18 protein-coding genes and 1 pseudogene are annotated in these 15,197 nt (G+C 63.8%); 12 read left to right on the top strand and 7 right to left on the bottom strand.

The window, feature by feature from the left end:
* Window positions 1–319: 319 nt before the first annotated feature.
* Genes coxB through H7U20_RS28495 form a run of 6 tightly spaced genes read left to right on the top strand, consistent with a single transcriptional unit; the run spans window position 320 to window position 5,011 of the window.
* Complete coding sequence (gene coxB / locus H7U20_RS28515; protein ID WP_199762520.1) at window positions 320–1,546, top strand: cytochrome c oxidase subunit II; 1,227 nt, start codon at window positions 320–322, stop codon at window positions 1,544–1,546.
* Between the two features lie 13 nt (window positions 1,547–1,559).
* Complete coding sequence (gene ctaD / locus H7U20_RS28510) at window positions 1,560–3,152, top strand: cytochrome c oxidase subunit I (protein ID WP_199762519.1); 1,593 nt, start codon at window positions 1,560–1,562, stop codon at window positions 3,150–3,152.
* A gap of 60 nt (window positions 3,153–3,212) precedes the next feature.
* On the top strand, window positions 3,213–3,320 hold the full coding sequence (locus H7U20_RS30595; RefSeq protein ID WP_227458014.1) for a cytochrome oxidase small assembly protein: 108 nt from the start codon (window positions 3,213–3,215) through the stop codon (window positions 3,318–3,320).
* 1 nt (window position 3,321) lies between these two features.
* On the top strand, window positions 3,322–3,879 hold the full coding sequence (locus tag H7U20_RS28505) for a cytochrome c oxidase assembly protein (protein ID WP_199762518.1): 558 nt from the start codon (window positions 3,322–3,324) through the stop codon (window positions 3,877–3,879).
* A 14-nt stretch (window positions 3,880–3,893) separates the two neighbouring features.
* Complete coding sequence (locus tag H7U20_RS28500) at window positions 3,894–4,106, top strand: DUF2970 domain-containing protein (RefSeq protein ID WP_199762517.1); 213 nt, start codon at window positions 3,894–3,896, stop codon at window positions 4,104–4,106.
* 44 nt (window positions 4,107–4,150) lie between these two features.
* Window positions 4,151–5,011 carry a cytochrome c oxidase subunit 3 gene (locus H7U20_RS28495; protein ID WP_199762516.1) on the top strand — a complete coding sequence of 287 codons (861 nt, stop codon included), beginning with the start codon at window positions 4,151–4,153 and terminating at the stop codon, window positions 5,009–5,011.
* Between the two features lie 202 nt (window positions 5,012–5,213).
* Here the strand turns inward: H7U20_RS28495 and H7U20_RS28490 are convergent, their stop codons facing one another.
* A complete protein-coding gene (locus H7U20_RS28490) occupies window positions 5,214–5,414 on the bottom strand; it encodes a twin transmembrane helix small protein (protein WP_199762515.1) in 201 nt (66 codons plus the stop codon).
* A 39-nt stretch (window positions 5,415–5,453) separates the two neighbouring features.
* Between H7U20_RS28490 and H7U20_RS28485 the strand changes: the two genes are divergently transcribed.
* The 6 genes from H7U20_RS28485 to H7U20_RS28460 all read left to right on the top strand — a co-directional run bounded on the left by H7U20_RS28485 (window position 5,454) and on the right by H7U20_RS28460 (window position 10,644).
* Window positions 5,454–6,197: an SURF1 family protein gene (locus tag H7U20_RS28485; RefSeq protein ID WP_199762514.1), complete on the top strand. Its 744-nt coding sequence runs from the start codon at window positions 5,454–5,456 to the stop codon at window positions 6,195–6,197.
* A 106-nt stretch (window positions 6,198–6,303) separates the two neighbouring features.
* Window positions 6,304–6,876: an SCO family protein gene (locus tag H7U20_RS28480; RefSeq protein ID WP_199762638.1), complete on the top strand. Its 573-nt coding sequence runs from the start codon at window positions 6,304–6,306 to the stop codon at window positions 6,874–6,876.
* 6 nt (window positions 6,877–6,882) lie between these two features.
* Entirely contained in the window at window positions 6,883–8,046 is a 1,164-nt protein-coding gene (locus H7U20_RS28475; protein ID WP_199762513.1) for a COX15/CtaA family protein, read from the top strand.
* The gene (gene cyoE / locus H7U20_RS28470) at window positions 8,043–8,942 is read left to right on the top strand and encodes a heme o synthase (protein ID WP_199762512.1); all 900 of its coding nucleotides are present in this window, start codon (window positions 8,043–8,045) and stop codon (window positions 8,940–8,942) included. Before H7U20_RS28475 ends, cyoE begins: the two co-directional genes overlap by 4 nt.
* Window positions 8,939–9,523, top strand: coding sequence for an SCO family protein (locus H7U20_RS28465; RefSeq protein WP_199762511.1), 585 nt, complete (start codon window positions 8,939–8,941; stop codon window positions 9,521–9,523). The genes cyoE and H7U20_RS28465 overlap by 4 nt, the downstream gene beginning before the upstream one ends.
* A gap of 68 nt (window positions 9,524–9,591) precedes the next feature.
* Entirely contained in the window at window positions 9,592–10,644 is a 1,053-nt protein-coding gene (locus tag H7U20_RS28460; RefSeq protein WP_199762510.1) for an AI-2E family transporter, read from the top strand.
* On the opposite strand, the gene H7U20_RS28455 is transcribed toward H7U20_RS28460, so the two are convergent.
* The 6 genes and pseudogenes from H7U20_RS28455 to H7U20_RS28430 form a co-directional block, all read right to left on the bottom strand.
* Window positions 10,641–11,447 (bottom strand): substrate-binding periplasmic protein, encoded by an 807-nt coding sequence (locus tag H7U20_RS28455; RefSeq protein ID WP_199762509.1) that lies wholly within the window; start codon window positions 11,445–11,447, stop codon window positions 10,641–10,643. The genes H7U20_RS28460 and H7U20_RS28455 overlap by 4 nt on opposite strands.
* A 52-nt stretch (window positions 11,448–11,499) precedes the next feature.
* Entirely contained in the window at window positions 11,500–12,840 is a 1,341-nt protein-coding gene (locus tag H7U20_RS28450) for a hemolysin family protein (protein ID WP_199762508.1), read from the bottom strand.
* Between the two features lie 303 nt (window positions 12,841–13,143).
* A complete protein-coding gene (locus H7U20_RS28445; RefSeq protein ID WP_199762507.1) occupies window positions 13,144–13,518 on the bottom strand; it encodes a hypothetical protein in 375 nt (124 codons plus the stop codon).
* A complete protein-coding gene (locus tag H7U20_RS28440) occupies window positions 13,515–14,033 on the bottom strand; it encodes a hypothetical protein (protein WP_199762506.1) in 519 nt (172 codons plus the stop codon). The genes H7U20_RS28445 and H7U20_RS28440 overlap by 4 nt, the downstream gene beginning before the upstream one ends.
* A gap of 11 nt (window positions 14,034–14,044) precedes the next feature.
* On the bottom strand, window positions 14,045–14,536 hold the full coding sequence (locus H7U20_RS28435) for an Hcp family type VI secretion system effector (RefSeq protein ID WP_199762505.1): 492 nt from the start codon (window positions 14,534–14,536) through the stop codon (window positions 14,045–14,047).
* Window positions 14,537–14,725: 189 nt separating this feature from the next.
* Window positions 14,726–15,019, bottom strand: a pseudogene (locus H7U20_RS28430) (ISL3 family transposase); the annotation flags it as partial.
* Window positions 15,020–15,197: the final 178 nt, after the last annotated feature.

The following is a 15,197-nucleotide window of genomic DNA, read 5'->3' as shown; positions in this document are numbered from 1 at the left end:
GATTAATTCTTGATGTATGTCAGTTTTGTTGGCTATAATCGGCGACTAATTTTGTCATGATTTCAAGTAAGCACAACAGCTCGAATGTGTTGCGTGTGCGTGACAAAGAATCATTGCTGTTCAGTGTCAACCGGTGGCCCGATAGTAAGATGGGGCCATACGGACCGATGTCTAGGTCCCTCGCACTATCACGCCGATGAAGGGTTGCGGCGCGCGGTCGCAGGGACCTGAAGGTGTTTATGGTGCGTTGGCGGTTCAAAACAGCGAATCCCGGCGCCGTTTAAAAAAATATCTATTTTTTTGGGTGGTTGGGGAAAACATGAAATATGCGAAGCGACTTCAATCGTTGATGCTCGGGCTGTCGTTGACAGCTGCCGGTATCCCAGCATGGGCGGAGCAGGCGGCCGTCAAGGCGGCAGGCAGCTACGCGGCGGCGACCGGCGGCACCGGCGGACCGGTCCCGTTTGAATTGAACCTGCAACCGCCGGCGACCCGGATCGCCACCGAGATCTACAACCTGCACACCTGGATGATGGTGATCTGCATGGTGATCTTCGTCGCCGTGTTCGGCGTGATGTTCTACTCCATCTTCAAGCACCGCAAATCGCTCGGCCACAAGCCGGCCACCTTCCACGAATCCACCACGGTCGAGATCGCCTGGACCGTGGTGCCCTTCCTGATCGTCATCGGCATGGCCCTGCCGGCCACCCGCACCGTGGTCGGCATGAAGGACACCACCAACGCCGACATCACCATCAAGGCCACCGGCATGCAGTGGAAATGGGGCTACGACTACCTGAAGGGCGAGGGCGAGGGCATTTCCTTCCTGTCCAACCTGTCGACCCCGCGCTCGCAGGTGGGCGCGCCCGGCGTCGAACCGACCGAAAAACGCGGCGAGAACTACCTGATCGAGGTCGACAACGAAGTCGTCGTGCCGGTCGGTAAAAAAATCCGCATCGTCACCACCGCCAACGACGTCATCCACGCCTGGTCGGTGCCGGCCTTCGGCGTCAAGCAGGACGCCATCCCCGGCTTCGTGCGCGACACCTGGTTCAACGCCGACCACACCGGCACCTATCGCGGCAATTGCGCCGAACTGTGCGGCAAGGAACACGCCTTCATGCCGATCGTCGTCAAGGTGGTCAGCGCCGAGGACTACACGCTCTGGGTCAATGGCAAGAAAAAGGAAATGGCCGCGCTGGCCGACGATCCGAGCAAGGTCTGGACCATCGACGAGCTCAAAGTCAAGGGCGAAAAGGTCTACACTAGCACCTGCGCCGTCTGCCACTTGGCCACCGGCAAGGGCGTGCCCGGCGCCTTCGCCGCGCTGGACGGCTCGCCGGTCGTCAACGGTCCGAAGGCCGAACAGATCAACGTGCTGCTGCACGGTAAGAAAAGCGGTAAGTTCCCTAGCGAAATGCCTGCATGGAAGCAATTGTCGGATACGGAGATCGCCGCTGTGATTACCTACACCCGCAATAACTGGTCGAACAAGGCCGCAGAAAACATCGTTCAACCGGCCGAAGTTGTGGCTGCACGCAAGTAATCAGGAGCTTTAGATGAGCACAAGCACAATCGATCACGCCCACGACCATCACGACCACGCGCACGATCATCCGCACGGCCTGTCGCGCTGGTTGTTCGCCACCAACCACAAGGACATCGGCACCCTCTACCTGTGGTTCTCCTTCATCATGCTGCTGTCCGGCGGCGTGCTGGCGCTGATGATCCGCACCGAACTGTTCAAACCGGGCCTGCAGTTCTTCCAGCCCGAGTTCTTCAACCAGTTGACCACCATGCACGGCCTGGTGATGGTGTTCGGCGCCATCATGCCGGCCTTCGTCGGCTACGCCAACTGGATGATCCCGCTGCAAGTGGGCGCCTCCGACATGGCCTTCGCGCGCATGAACAACTTCTCCTTCTGGCTGCTGCCGCCGGCCGCGATCCTGCTGGCCACCTCCTTCCTGGTCCCGGGCGGCGCCACCGCCGCCGGCTGGACGCTGTACGCGCCGCTGTCGAGCCAGATGGGCCCCGGCATGGACATGGCGATTTTCGCCATGCACCTGATGGGCGCCTCCTCGATCATGGGTTCGATCAACATCATCGTCACCATCCTCAACATGCGCGCGCCCGGCATGACCCTGATGAAAATGCCGATGTTCTGCTGGACCTGGCTGATCACCGCCTACCTGCTGATCGCCGTCATGCCGGTGCTGGCCGGCGCCATCACCATGACCCTGACCGACCGCCACTTCGGCACCTCGTTCTTCAACGCCGCCGGCGGCGGCGACCCGGTGATGTACCAGCACATCTTCTGGTTCTTCGGCCACCCCGAGGTCTACATCATGATCCTGCCGGCCTTCGGCATCGTCTCGCAGATCCTGCCGGCCTTCGCCCGCAAGCAGCTGTTCGGCTACGCCTCGATGGTCTACGCCACCGCCTCGATCGCCATCCTGTCGTTCATCGTCTGGGCCCACCACATGTTCACCACCGGCATGCCGGTGACCTCGCAGCTGTTCTTCATGTACGCCACCATGTTGATCGCCGTGCCGACCGGCGTGAAGGTGTTCAACTGGATCGCCACCATGTGGAAGGGGTCGATGACCTTCGAAACCCCGATGCTGTTCGCCGTCGGCTTCATCTTCGTCTTCACCATCGGCGGCTTCACCGGCCTGATCCTGGCGGTCACCCCGATCGACATCCAGCTGCAGGACACCTACTACGTCGTGGCCCACTTCCACTACGTGCTGGTGGCCGGCTCGCTGTTCGCCCTGTTCGCCGGTTTCTACTACTGGTCGCCGAAATGGACCGGCCACATGTACAACGAAACCATGGGCAAGCTGCACTTCTGGCTGTCGCTGATCACCTTCAACGTCACCTTCTTCCCGATGCACTTCCTGGGTCTGGCCGGCATGCCGCGCCGCTACGCCGACTACCCGGCGCAGTTCACCGACTTCAACATGGTGGCCACCATCGGCGCCTTCGGCTTCGGCCTGTCGCAAGTGTTCTTCCTGTTCTGCGTGGTCCTGCCGACCATCCGTGGCGGCAAGAAGGCGGCCGACAAGCCATGGGAAGGCGCCGAGGGACTGGAATGGACCGTGCCTAGCCCGGCCCCGTTCCACACCTTCGAAACCCCGCCAACGTTCAAATAATGGCGCGGCGCGGCGGCGCGGATGCCACGCCGCCGCGCCCACCGACTGGAAAAGCCGATCATGTCCCAACCGAACAAACCGAACAACCTGAAGACCGGCTTGATCCTGGCCTCGCTGGCGCTGGTGTTTTTCCTGTCCGTCTTTGTCAAACGTATCTGGCTGAGCTGACGTGGGCCTCGACCAGGAGACGCGGGGCCAGAACCGCAAGATGTTCGGCAAGCTGATCGTCATCGCGGTGATGATGTTCGGCTTCGGCTACGCGCTGATCCCGGTCTACAAGCAGTTGTGCGAGGTGATGGGCATCAACGTGTTGACGCAGAAGGACGGCACCGTCGAGCTGGACAAGAACACCCAGGTCGACAAGAGCCGCAGCGTGACCATCGAGTTCGACGGCAACGCCCAGGGACCGTGGCGCTTCCGTCCGGTGGTCTCCAGCATGCAGGTGCATCCGGGCGAACTGGCCACGGTGATGTACGAGGTGGTCAACACCCAGGCGCGCACCGTCAACGCCCAGGCCATCCCCAGCTACGCGCCGCAAAGCGCGACGCCGCACTTCAAGAAGGTCGAGTGCTTCTGCTTCAAGCAGCAGACGCTGAAACCGAACGAGGCGCGGCAGATGCCGGTGGTGTTCTTCATCGACCCGGCGCTGCCGAAGGAAGTGAAGACCATCACCTTGTCGTACACGTTTTTTGAAATTGCCGGCCTCGACAAGACGGCCGCGAAATGAACCGGGTGCCAACCATGAAGCCAGCAGACAAGCCGCAACAGCACGCCTCCTTCCTGTACTCGATGAAGGCGGTGTTCTGGTCCTTCTTCGGCCTGCGCCGCAAGAGCGACTTCGACACCGACTCGGCCAAGCTGAACCCGGTGCACATCGTCATCGCCGGCCTGCTCGGCGTGGCCCTGTTGATCGCCTTGCTGATCACCATCGTCAAGTTGGTCGTACCAAAGTAAAACAAGTAGCTATTCTCGAATATAGTTGATTTAGGGAGATGAAGATGAGTTCACATAACGCCGCGGCACCGTACTACTTCGTGCCAGGTCCGTCCAAGTGGCCGATGCTGGCCGGCCTGACCCTGTTGCTGACCATGATAGGCGCCTCGGCCTGGGTCAACGATATCTCCTGGGGCCCGTACCTGAACTTCGCCGGCCTGGCCGGCATCATCACGGTGCTGTACTTCTGGTTCGGCGACGCCATCGGCGAGTCCGAGAAGGGCCTGTACAGCCAGCGCGTCGACTACTCCTACCGCTGGTCGATGAGCTGGTTCATCTTCTCCGAGGTGATGTTCTTCGGCGCCTTCTTCGGCGCGCTGTTCTACGCCCGCAGCATCTCGATGCCGTGGTTGGGCGACCTCGACCACAAATTCATCTGGCCCGACTTCTCCGCCCAGTGGGGCAACATCGGCCCGGCCGGCACGGTCGAAGAGTTCAAGACCATGGGGCCGTTCCCGATTCCGACCATCAACACCGCGCTGCTGCTGACCTCGGGCGTGACCTTGACCATCTCGCACCACGCGCTGCGCGCCGGCCACCGCGCCAAGACCGCCATCTGGCTGGCCGCCACCGTGCTGCTGGGCGCCGTCTTCATGGGCTTCCAGGCCTACGAATACATGCACGCCTACAGCGAGCTGAACCTGAAACTGACCTCGGGCATCTACGGTTCGACCTTCTTCATGCTGACCGGCTTCCACGGCTTCCACGTGACGATGGGCGCGATCATGCTGTCGGTGGTGCTGTACCGCCTGCTCAAGGGCCACTTCACGGCCGACAACCACTTCGCCTTCGAAGGCGCGGCCTGGTACTGGCACTTTGTCGACGTCGTCTGGCTCGGCCTGTACGTCGTGGTTTACTGGCTGTAACGGGGTTATAATTCGCGGCGGTCGACCGCGATGCAAAAAAGCCGCAGACGGGAGTTCCCGCCGCGGCTTTTTTATTTGACGGCGTCGTGGTGGCCGAGTGAGTGCGGTGGCAAGGCCAGCCGGACCCAGCGGCGGAAAACTGGGGTCGGACCCGCCGGGTCCGACCCCGGCCCTCCGCTTTTGGGTGGTGTGAAAGCCGGCGTCAGCGGATGCCGGTCGGGCTGATGTAGCCCAGCTTGTAGCCGAGCAGGATCAGCAGGAAGAGTGTGATCGAAAAGCCGACGCGCAGGGCCAGCGCGCGCACCGTGTTGTTGCTCTTGCCTTTGTCGCGCATTAGATAGAACAGCGCCGAGCCGAGGCTGCCGAGGATCAGGAGGAAGGCGATGGCGACGGCAATTTTCATGGGTTTGGCCAGCTGTAAATTGAATAAGGCACCATTGTAATGCGTATCGCCTTCCGTTTCCGCCTGCTGCCCTGCATCGCCACCGTGCTGCTGGTGGCGCTCGGCATTTCCCTGGGCAACTGGCAGCAGCGCCGCGCCGAGCAGAAGACGGCGCTGCAGCGCAAGCTGGCCGAGGGCAACGCCGCCGCGCCGCTGAGCCTGTCCGCCGCCGCGCCGCTGACGCCCGCCGCCGCCGCCGCCATCGAGTACCGCCGCGTCCGCTTGACGGGCGAGTTCCGCCGCGACTGGCCGCTGTATCTGGACAACCGCCCCTATCAAGGCCGCGCCGGGTTTTATTTGCTGATGCCGTTTAAAATGGCGGGATCGGAGCTGCACGTGTTGGTCGAGCGCGGCTGGCTGCCGCGCAACATGGCGCGGCGCGAGCAGATGCAGCCCTACGCCACGCCGGTGGGGCGGGTCACGCTGGAGGGCATCGTCAAGCTGAGCGCCGGCCACGTCATGCAGTTGGGCAGCGCGGCGCCGCTGCTGCCGGGCGCCATCGTGCAGAACGCCGAGCCGGCCCAGCTTGCCGCCGCCGGCGCGATGACCTTGCAGCCCTTCGTGGTCGAGCAGAGCGGACCGGCGACGGCGCTCAACGCGGCCGCCGACGCCCAACTGGTGCGCGACTGGCCGGCGCCGGCCTTGGGCGTGGAAAAACATCGCGGCTACGCGTTCCAGTGGTATGCGCTGGCGCTGATGGCCGTCCTCTTTTTTGTCTTTACGGGATTCAGACGTGGAAAATAATTCGCAACAAGATAGCCCGGCCTCGGCCTCGGCCTCGGCCTCCGCCTCCGCCTCGGCCGCCACGGCGCAGAGCGCGGCGCGCCAGGTCAGCAGCGGCCGCTGGAAGCTGCTGGCCGTGCTGGCCGTCTGCGCCATGCCGCTGCTCGGCTCCTACTTCGCCTACTACGTCGTCAAACCGGGCGGCCGCACCAACTACGGCGCGCTGATCGACCCGCGCGAGCATCCGATCCCGGCGCTGGGCAGCACCAGCCTGGACGGCAAGCCGGCCGGGCTGGACGACTACAAGGGCAAGTGGATCATGCTCAAGGTCGGCCCGTCCGACTGCCAGAAGGATTGCCAGGACCAGCTGTTCGCCATGCGCCAGCTGCGCACCATGCAGGGCAAGGAGATGGAGCGCATCGAGCGGGTCTGGCTGATCACCGACCAGGAGCCGCTGGACACCATGCTGCTGCGCGTCAACGACGGCACCCGCATGCTGCGCGCCCCGGCCGAGGCGGTGGCCAAGTGGCTGCCGCTGGAGCAGGGCGCCGCCGACAAGGCCGGCGCCGACCGGGCCGCCGACCACATCTACCTGATCGACCCGCGCGGCAACCTGATGATGCGCTTCCCCAAGGACGCCGACCCGTCCAAGGTGAAGAAGGATCTGTCCAAGCTGCTCAAGGCCTCGGCGATAGGCTGACCCGCCATGCACCTCTCCACCCTGGCCCAACTGGCGCTGACCGGGCTGATGGTCGCGCTGCTGCCGCTGTCGCTGGTCTGGACCTCGGCCGACAGCAACAAGTACCGCAAGCTGGTGTGGGTTTGCGCCTTCCTCACCTTCGACCTGATCGTCTTCGGCGCCTTCACCCGGCTGACCGACTCCGGCCTCGGTTGCCCCGACTGGCCCGGCTGCTACGGCGAGCACAATCCCTTCCTGGCGCACGCGCAGATCGCCGTGGCCCAGGCGCTGCAACCGGACGGCCCGGTGACCGTGGTCAAGGCCTGGATCGAGATGATCCACCGCTACCTGGCGATGGGCATCGGCGTGCTGATCACGGCGATGCTGATCCAGTCCTGCTGGCAGTGGCGCAAGCAGCGCGCGGCGGAATACTCGCCGCTGCTGCCGGCCTTGTTGTTGCTGGCGGTCTGCGTGCAGGGCGCGTTCGGCGCCTGGACCGTCACGCTCAAGCTGCAACCGGCGATCGTCACCACCCACCTGTTGCTGGGCATGGGCCTGCTGGCCCTGCTGGTGTGGTACGGCGGCCGGCTGGACCAGCTGCTCAAGCCGGTGCGCGCGGTGACCGCCTCGCCGCCGGCGATGCGCAACATCCGCCTGCTGGCGGCCGGCTCGGCCCTGCTGCTGCTGCTGCAACTGGCGCTGGGCGGCTGGACCAGCACCAACTACGCCACCCTGGCCTGCACCGACTTCCCCCTGTGCGGCGGCAAGCTGGTGCCGGCGATGGACTTCGAGCACGGCTTCACCCTGTGGCGCGAACTGGGCAAGACCGCCGCCGGCCACTACCTGCCGTTCGCCGCGCTGACCGCCATCCACTGGGTGCACCGCAACTTCGCCTTCCTCGTCGCCCTGCTGACCGGCTACACCTGCTACCGCGCCTGGGGCCACCGCGCGCTGCAGCGCACCGCGCGCGGCATCGCCGTGCTGCTGGCCTTGCAGATCGCCAGCGGCGTGGCCACCATCTTCCTCAGCTTCCCGCTGGCGCTGGCCGTGCTGCATAACGCCGGCGCGGCCCTGCTGGTGGTGTTGCTGACCATGTTAAACTACCGGGCCAAGTTCCAATACGAGATCGCGCAGAAGGCAGCCGCCAGCGCAGTATTCCCGCACGCTACGACTGCCAGACATCACCCATGACAAGCCAAACCGCAACACACAAAGCAAGCCCGCGCATCGCCCAATACTGGGCCTTGACCAAACCCCGCGTGACCCAACTGGCCGTGTTCTGCGCCGTGATCGGCATGTTCCTGGCGACCGACGAGCTGCCCGACTGGCGCGTGGTGGTCGCCGCCACCGTCGGCATCTGGCTGCTGGCCGGCGCCGCCTTCGCCGTCAACTGCCTGGCCGAGCGCGAGATCGACGCGCGCATGGCGCGCACCGCGCGCCGGCCGATGGCGCTGGGCGACATCTCGGTGGCGCAGACGGCGGTGTTCTCCGCCGTCATCGGCGGCGCCGGCATGTGGATCCTCTACGCGCTGGTCAATCCGCTGACCATGTGGCTGACCTTCGTCACCTTCGTCGGTTACGCCGTCATCTACACCATGATACTCAAGCCGGCCACGCCGCAGAACATCGTCATCGGCGGCCTGTCCGGCGCCATGCCGCCGGCGCTGGGCTGGGCCGCCGTCGCCAACGACGTGCCGATGCAGGCCTGGCTGCTGGTGCTCATCATCTTCCTGTGGACGCCGCCGCACTTCTGGGCGCTGGCCATGTACCGGCGCGACGACTACGCCAAGTCCGGCCTGCCGATGCTGCCGGTCACCCACGGCCTGCCGTTCACCCAGTTCCACGTCTGGCTGTACTCGATCGCGCTGGCCGCCACCACCATGCTGCCCTTCGCCGTGCACATGAGCGGCCTGATTTACCTGGTCTGCGCCGTCGTCCTCAACGCCGTGTTCCTGCGCCACGCCTGGAAGATCTACCGCCACTACACCGACCTGATCGCCCGCAAGGCCTTCACCTGGTCGATCATTTACCTGTCGCTGTTGTTCGCCGCGCTGCTGGTGGACCATTACCTGAAATTCGAACCATGAAAAAACTGCTCACCCTGTTGCTGTTGTCCCTGTCCATGCTGTTGGCCGCCTGCGGCCAGAAACCGCCGCTGGCGTTCAAAAACACCGATCTGACCGGTCTCGATTACGCCAAGGGCTTCAGCCTGACCGACCACAACGGCAAGGCGCGCACCCTGGCCGACTTCAAGGGCAAGGCGGTGGTGATGTTCTTCGGGTATACCCAGTGTCCCGACGTCTGTCCGACCACGATGGCCGAGATGGCCGCCGTGATGCAGCAGATGGGAGCGCAGGCCGAGCAGGTGCAGGTGCTGTTCGTCACCGTCGACCCGGAGCGCGACACCCAGGCCCTGCTGGCCGAATACGTGCCGGCCTTCGACAAGCGCTTCCTCGGCCTGTACGGCACGGCCGAGCAGACCATCGCCGTGGCCAAGGAGTTCAAGGTGTTCTTCGCCAAGGTGCCGGGCAAGACGGCCGGCAGCTACACCGTCGACCACACCGCCGGCAGCTACGTCTTCGACAAGGAAGGCAAGCTGCGCCTGTTCGTCCGCCACGGCCTCGGTCCCGGCCCCATCGTGCACGACCTGAAACAGCTGTTGTCCTGAAGCGCCATCCTGCTATCCTGCGGGGAGGGCGCGCTTTGCTCGCGCCCTCCTTTTCCTGACGGAGCCGCATGGACCCACGTTTTCAGCCCTACACCCGCCTCGCCGCCACCATTCTGCTGGTGATCGGTTGCCTGTTCGTTCTGCGCCCCTTCCTGGCGGCGATCCTGTTCGCCGCCGCCATCACCATCTCCAGCTGGCCCTTGTACCTGATGCTGCTGCGCCGCCTGCGCCGCCGCCGCACCCTGGCCGCCGCCGTGATGAGCTGTTCGCTGACCTTGCTGATCATCCTGCCGCTGGCCCTGGTCACCTACAACATCGCCGACAACGCCAGCGGCTTCTATGAGCAGATCCGCGCCGGCATCGACGCCGGCACCATCGCGCCGCCGGCTTGGCTGAAGGGCCTGCCGCTGGTCGGCGAGGCGGCCGACGCCTATCTGCGCCAGCTGCTCGGCAGCCGCGAGGAGTTGATGGCGCTGGCCAAGCGCATGCTGGAACCGGCCCGCACCTTCCTGCTGGGCGGCGGCCTGGTGCTGGGCAGCGGCGTGGCCCAGGTCAGCCTGGCGGTGTTCGTCAGCTTCTTCCTCTACCGCGACGGCGAGAGCATGGTCGCCACGCTGGCGCGCGGCCTGGACCAACTGCTCGGCGAGCGCCGCGCCGAGCTGGTCGACACGGTCAGCCGCACCGTGCGCGGCGTCATGTACGGCCTGCTCGGCACCGCGCTGGCGCAGGCCGCCGTGGCGGCGCTCGGCTTCGTCATCGCCGGCGTGCCGGCCGTGGCGCTGCTGTCGGTGGCCACCTTCCTGTTCTCGCTGATCCCGGTCGGCCCGCCGCTGATCTGGGGCGGCGCGGCGATCTGGCTGTTCAACGAGGGCCGCACCGGCTGGGGCATCTTCATGCTGGTGTGGGGGATGTTCCTGATCAGCGGGGTCGACAACGTGGTCAAGCCGATGCTGATCAGCCGCGGCAGCAGCCTGCCCTTCATCCTGGTGCTGCTCGGCGTGATGGGCGGCGTGCTGGCCTTCGGCTTTGTCGGCCTGTTCATCGGCCCGACCCTGCTGGCGGTGGCGCTCGGCCTGCTGCGCGACTGGGCCGGCGCGCAAGGCGGCGCCGGCGCCGGCTAGAAGTTGAACATGCCGGCGGCCAGCTCGGCGCCGACGTGGCGGGTGAAGATGGCGCGCAGCGTGCCGTCCTCGCGCATGGCGTGCAGGGCCAGGGCGAACTGCTCGGCGGTGGCCTCCGGGATCAGCTGGCGCGACAGCACCAGGCCGCCGACGATGACGTCCTTCGGCGCCCAGTCCATGATCTTGACGCCCTCGCCCAAGTCGCGCTGGCGCACCAGCGGCGCCCAGCTGGTGTTCAAGGCCAGCACCGCCTGCACCCGGCCCAGCTTGAACAGGCGCATCAGCGAGCTGTAGTCGGCCGTTTCGTAGACCCGGCCCTGGCGGCGCAGTTCGCTCAGCCAGGGCTCGAAGGTGGCGCCGTGCTTGAAGCTCTTGATGACGGCCACCTTGTAGCTGGGCTCGGCGAGGAAGCTGGCCAGGTCGTGCACGGCCGGACTGGTGTTTTTTTGCAACAGCACGTAGTTGCGCGCGGTGAAATAGGGCACGAAGCGGGCGAACTGCAAGCGCTCCGGCGTGGCCAGGCCGGACACCGACATCGGCAGCGTGTTGCCCTTCAGGTTGGTCCAGATGCGCACGCGCGAGTCGACGAAGCCGTGGAAGCGGCAGCCCAGGCGTTTGCCCAGCTCGTCGATGATGTCCTTGTCGATGCCGGTCCAGCGGCCGTTGCCGTCGCGGTAGTACAGGGCGCCGTGCTCGTAGAAGGCGACCGCGATGTCGCCGCAGTCGAACGGGGCGTGCGTCGCGGCCCGGGGCGCGGCGATGCAGCAGAGTAGGGCGCAGGCCAGAAAACCTCGTTTCAGCACCGCCGATCTCCCCAAAAGGCCCCGAGCGGGGCCGGCGGCGTCTAGGCGCCGCTCAATCCTGTTCGTCCGATTCCGTGCCGCGTTCGCTCTTCGGAATCACCTTGACCAGCAAAATCCGCGGGCCGCTCATCTTCTTGGCAACAATGTCAAAACTGTTAAAGCTGATGCGCTGGCCCTGCTTGGGGAGGTCGCCCAGTTTCAGCATGATCAGGCCGCCCACCGATTCTACATCGTCCAGCCCCAGTTCCTCGTTTTCGATGTCGATGCCGAGGCGCCGTTCGAGCGAGAAAATCGGCAGGCTGGCCTTGCCGACCAGGGTGCCGTCGGGCTGCTTGAGCCAGTCGTTTTCGTTGAGGCGGAACTCGTCGTGGATCTCGCCGACCATCGCGCCGAGCAGGTTGTCGAGGGTGATGAAGCCGACCGGCCGCTTGCCCTTCTCGCCGATCAGGGCGAAGTGCGGCGCGCCGTCGCGGAAGCGGCGGAACAGCTCCAGCGCCGGGGTGCGCGCCGAGATCGTCTCGACCAGGCGCAGCAGCGGCTCCAGCGCGCTGATCGGCTTGCCGTGCTGCTGGGCGAAGAACAGGTCCTTCAGGTGGATCACGCCGAGCACGTGCTCGCCGTCGGCGCTGTAGTAGGGATAGCGGCTGAAGCGGTTGCGCAGCATGGTCTGCAGGTTGTCGTCGAGCGGCAGGTCGGCGCGCAGCGCGATCACCTCGTGGATCGGGCGCATCAGGTCGGACACGGCCAGGTCGGAGAAGTCCAGCGAGTGGGCCAGGATGTTGCGCTCGTCCTTGTTGAATTTTTCGCCCGGCTGGCTGGTGCGCAGGATCAGTTTCAGCTCGTCGACCGAGTAGTGCGAGTCGTGGCCGCCCTTGCCGGCCAGGCCGGCCAGGCCCAGCACCATGTTGGCGCTGGCGTTGAGCAGCCAGATGGCCGGGTACATGGCCCAGTAGAAGGCGTACAACGGCAGCGCGCTCCACAGGCCGACCGCTTCGGGCAGGCGGATCGCCAGCGACTTGGGCGCCAGTTCGCCGACCACGATGTGCAGGAAGGAGATGATGCTGAAGGCGAAGGCGAAGGCGATGCCGTGCACCAGTTCGGGCGAGCTGACGCCGAGCGCGTGCAGCAGCGGCTCGAGCAGGCCGGCGAAGGCCGGCTCGCCGATCCAGCCCAGGCCCAGCGAGGCCAGCGTGATACCCAGCTGGCAGGCCGACAAATAGGTGTCGAGCTGGCCGTGGACGGTGGCCAGGATGCGCCCGCGCAGGCCCTGGGTCTTGGCGATGGCGCGGATGCGGGTGCGGCGGAGGGTGACGATGCCGAACTCGGCGGCGACGAAGAAACCGTTGAGCGCGACGAGGAACAGGGCGAGCAGGACAAGCAAAAGGTTATGCATAGCGGCGCACTTGGGCGGCTGTTAAAACATGCATCTTAAACGACCTTGCCGGCGAGAGGGGGCAAAGCCCGCCCGGTAGGCGTCCGGACCGGCCGAATTGACGCGGGTGTAAGGCATACTGCTGGCCTTTTTTTGCGGTTCATGGGCCTGCCGAGTGGTCGCACAAGCGTTGGACTACACGAGCTGGGCCCAGGCACTTCACACCGACGCGATTGTCAGGATATACAGCAGATTTTCGCTTGGAACTATTCAAATTGCTCAAATTCGAGAGAAACAGATATTATCGTACTCAAAAATACCGCTTTAACAGATCACCCCGTAGGTGCTTTTCCCAATGGTCACATCGAGCCCGAAGTAGCAACTGTATCCGTCTTCATCAAGGATGCAAACGAGATCCCCCTTGCGTCTTTCATGGTAGCCGGTCTCCGCACTACACGCATGTTTTGCGTCCGGCCCAATCTGATTGAACAAGTCTTTCGCTAATTGTCCATTGACCATAAAAGACACCTTTCGGTCCTTCGCCGTCGGGGGGAGCATTTCCGCCATCGTCCCGCCATATACGTAGTAATCGCCCTTGAGCGGCGTGGCCAAATACCGCCCTGGTGCCTTTTTATCAGCAGCGTCGGCTAGCGAAATAATTGCGAGCGCGCTGACGACGATGACTAGACGCGGGCTCATGGCTGCGCCTTTATTCGAACATGGAAGTGGTCATCGTGCCCCTGGCAGGACGTTACAATGCCCCCGCCAATTGCATCCTGAATCACGTCGTCGTTGAAGTAAATGAGATTGACCATAGGGTGCTCTGCAAAGATACATATCAACCTGAGGGTCGCATCGCGGTCATAAATTTTATCGAAGCGTGAACAGCGAGCAGCCTGGCCGACCATCCTATCTTTTCGAACTGGGCGGCAGTCCACCTCAATCCCTTTTCGATGGGTGGCATGATCGTACTTTCTTCCGTCGGCCAGGCTGATGTTTCCGATACCGAATTTTCTATCGTCGATAGCCTGCCACTCGCGCTCAATGTAGAAAATCAGCGACATCAGGCTGGGGTGGGCGTACTGTGCCAGTGGCCCGGTCCCTGGCACGTTGTGTACATTCCCATACACATAATAGCCCGCGTCCTCGGGCGCTTGGGGCAGCATGATGAGGCCCTTCGAACTCCTTGGCTGAATAGGAACGCCGTTAGACATGGCTGGCTCCCTCAAGCGCACTTGCTGGCCGCGAGATCCCAGCCGCCGGAAGTGTTGCCGCCCGCGCCGCCTGCTATCTTTTGCTGCGTGTATTTCCATTTCACCTTGGAAAAGCGCAGTCCGATGTCGTCATGCAGGATGTTACCTTCGCTGATCAACTGGTCCATGTTGGCGATCATGACGTTCTCCAGCTCGACTTCGTAATACTTCACAGGCTTGCCTTCACCATCGGCTCGCATGAATTCGAACTTTGCCTTCGGAATGGTCTTGCCCGTGGAGCAGGTTTGCATCAGGATAGGTGATGCCACATCGGCAAGTTTTGACAACGACAGAGTGCGATGCTCGCAGCGTTCAGCGGTGTGACCGCCACCTGTCGATGCGGTTGCGCTGCGGGGCTGCGTCACCCCCATATGAACCGAGGTTAGTTCGATCCAGCCCTGGTGAGCGGAATCGGCCGATTCTCCTTTGATACCGTCGATTTGCAGGTACACGTCGATAGCCATGATGTCTCCAGATGTAGTTGTGGGAACCAAGGGCATTGTTGCGTGCCCCGCTGGCGGAGGCGTTGGGGCCGGTCAAGCCGGGCGCCGGTCGAGGTGTCTTTGTGCGCAGCTCGCAGACTTAGATCAAGTCAAAGTTCGCATGGAAACGGTTGCGAAAGGCTGGGTGGGCATCTCCTCGCGCCGCACCTAGTCCATGGCGTTGTTGGCCAGGGCGACGACGTAGAAGCTGTCGTAGCTGATCTGTGCGTTCGGCAAGCTTGCCGCCACGCCCTTGGCATAGGCCGCGCTCATGTCCATGCAGACATGCTTGATCTCGTCGGTTACGCCGCCGTGCGCCACCAATTCCCGCTTGAAGGCGGCTACCGTTTCGTGGTCGCGCCCCGGCGTGACGAACAGCAGGCGCTTGGCCGCTAAATCGTGCACGACGGCGACGTAATTGTGTCCCTTCTTGATGCTGGTTTCGTCACTGCCGACCACCCGCACACCTGTAATTGGTGAGCGACAATTATCTTGGCCGGTCGGCCAAGATAGTTGACGCGAACCACTGGCATGATCTGCGACATACTTGGGCTAGCAGTCTGTCGGACTATCGTCTAGAAAGAAGCGAGGTGAGCCGGTAAAATGGATGCCGACGACGATTTGATTTGCGAGAGGGCCGGAT

It is taken from the genome of Rugamonas violacea (assembly GCF_016461825.1).
Lineage (GTDB): Bacteria > Pseudomonadota > Gammaproteobacteria > Burkholderiales > Burkholderiaceae_D > Rugamonas.
The sequence above is the reverse complement of the archived record's forward strand: the minus strand, read 5'-3'. Positions and strand labels throughout refer to the sequence as shown.

Coding starts and splice junctions, on each gene's coding strand:
- coxB (WP_199762520.1), top strand. CDS start 320: ATGAAATATGCGAAGCGACTTCAATCGTTGATGCTCGGGCTGTCGTTG.
- ctaD (WP_199762519.1), top strand. CDS start 1,560: ATGAGCACAAGCACAATCGATCACGCCCACGACCATCACGACCACGCG.
- H7U20_RS30595 (WP_227458014.1), top strand. CDS start 3,213: ATGTCCCAACCGAACAAACCGAACAACCTGAAGACCGGCTTGATCCTG.
- H7U20_RS28500 (WP_199762517.1), top strand. CDS start 3,894: ATGAAGCCAGCAGACAAGCCGCAACAGCACGCCTCCTTCCTGTACTCG.
- H7U20_RS28495 (WP_199762516.1), top strand. CDS start 4,151: ATGAGTTCACATAACGCCGCGGCACCGTACTACTTCGTGCCAGGTCCG.
- H7U20_RS28490 (WP_199762515.1), bottom strand. CDS start 5,414: ATGAAAATTGCCGTCGCCATCGCCTTCCTCCTGATCCTCGGCAGCCTC.
- H7U20_RS28485 (WP_199762514.1), top strand. CDS start 5,454: ATGCGTATCGCCTTCCGTTTCCGCCTGCTGCCCTGCATCGCCACCGTG.
- H7U20_RS28475 (WP_199762513.1), top strand. CDS start 6,883: ATGCACCTCTCCACCCTGGCCCAACTGGCGCTGACCGGGCTGATGGTC.
- cyoE (WP_199762512.1), top strand. CDS start 8,043: ATGACAAGCCAAACCGCAACACACAAAGCAAGCCCGCGCATCGCCCAA.
- H7U20_RS28465 (WP_199762511.1), top strand. CDS start 8,939: ATGAAAAAACTGCTCACCCTGTTGCTGTTGTCCCTGTCCATGCTGTTG.
- H7U20_RS28460 (WP_199762510.1), top strand. CDS start 9,592: ATGGACCCACGTTTTCAGCCCTACACCCGCCTCGCCGCCACCATTCTG.
- H7U20_RS28450 (WP_199762508.1), bottom strand. CDS start 12,840: ATGCATAACCTTTTGCTTGTCCTGCTCGCCCTGTTCCTCGTCGCGCTC.
- H7U20_RS28445 (WP_199762507.1), bottom strand. CDS start 13,518: ATGAGCCCGCGTCTAGTCATCGTCGTCAGCGCGCTCGCAATTATTTCG.
- H7U20_RS28440 (WP_199762506.1), bottom strand. CDS start 14,033: ATGTCTAACGGCGTTCCTATTCAGCCAAGGAGTTCGAAGGGCCTCATC.
- H7U20_RS28435 (WP_199762505.1), bottom strand. CDS start 14,536: ATGGCTATCGACGTGTACCTGCAAATCGACGGTATCAAAGGAGAATCG.